The sequence below is a fragment of the Streptomyces humicola genome (genome assembly GCF_024436035.1).
GTDB classification, from domain to species: Bacteria; Actinomycetota; Actinomycetes; order Streptomycetales; family Streptomycetaceae; genus Streptantibioticus_B; species Streptantibioticus_B humicola.
Genome location: NZ_JANFNG010000076.1, coordinates 1 through 1160, shown reverse-complemented (window position 1 = coordinate 1160; position 1160 = coordinate 1). Strand labels below are relative to the sequence as shown.

Below are 1160 nucleotides of genomic sequence, written 5' to 3'. Positions count from 1 at the left end.
GGATTTCGATCTTTACCGGCTGTCCGAGGAGCACGAGATGCTCCGGGAGACGGTGCGCTCGCTGGCTGAGGCGAAGATTGCGCCGTTTGCGGCGGAGGTGGATGAGCAGGGGCGTTTCCCGCAGGAGGCGTTGGATGCGTTGGTGGGGGCGGATCTGCATGCGGTGCATGTGCCCGAGGTGTATGAGGGTGCGGGGGCGGATGCGCTGGCGACGGTGATCGTGATCGAGGAGGTGGCGCGGGTGTGTGCTTCCTCGTCGTTGATTCCGGCGGTGAACAAGCTGGGGTCGTTGCCGGTGATCCTGTCGGGGTCGGAGGAGCTGAAGAAGCGGTATCTGGGGCCGCTGGCCAGGGGTGAGGCGATGTTCTCGTACTGCCTGTCGGAGCCGGATGCGGGGTCGGATGCGGCGGGGATGAAGACGAGGGCGGTGCGGGACGGGGATCACTTCGTGGTGGACGGGGTGAAGCGGTGGATCACGAATGCGGGGGTGAGTGAGTACTACACGGTGATGGCGGTGACTGATCCGGAGCGGCGGTCGCGGGGGATCTCGGCGTTTGTGGTGGAGAAGTCGGATGAGGGTGTCTCGTTCGGTGCGCCGGAGAGGAAGCTGGGGATCAAGGGGTCGCCGACGCGTGAGGTGTATTTCGATCATGTGCGGATTCCTGCTGATCGCATGATCGGTGCGGAGGGTACGGGTTTTGCCACGGCGATGAAGACGCTTGATCACACGCGTATCACGATTGCGGCGCAGGCGTTGGGGATTGCGCAGGGGGCGTTGGATTACGCGAAGGGGTATGTGCGGGAGCGGCGGCAGTTCGGGAAGGCGATCGCGGAGTTCCAGGGGGTGCAGTTCATGCTGGCGGACATGGCGATGAAGCTGGAGGCGGCGCGTCAGCTGACGTATGCGGCGGCGGCGCGGTCGGAGCGGGGGGATGGTGATCTGACGTTCTTCGGTGCGGCGGCGAAGTGTTGTGCTTCGGATGCGGCGATGGAGATCACTACGGATGCGGTGCAGTTGCTGGGTGGGTACGGGTACACGCGGGATTATCCGTTGGAGCGGATGATGCGGGACGCGAAGATCACGCAGATCTACGAGGGCACCAACCAGGTCCAGCGCATCGTCATGGCCCGCAACCTCCCCTGACCACCCCCACCACCCC

Annotated in this window: 1 protein-coding gene; it reads left to right on the top strand. The window is 64.7% G+C overall.

Annotated elements, in window-relative coordinates; all coding sequences use genetic code 11:
• Positions 1-1144, top strand: a 1144-nt coding sequence (locus NGB36_RS33010) for an acyl-CoA dehydrogenase family protein (RefSeq protein WP_255924345.1), incomplete at its 5' end; no start/stop codon positions are given.
• Positions 1145-1160: the final 16 nt, after the last annotated feature.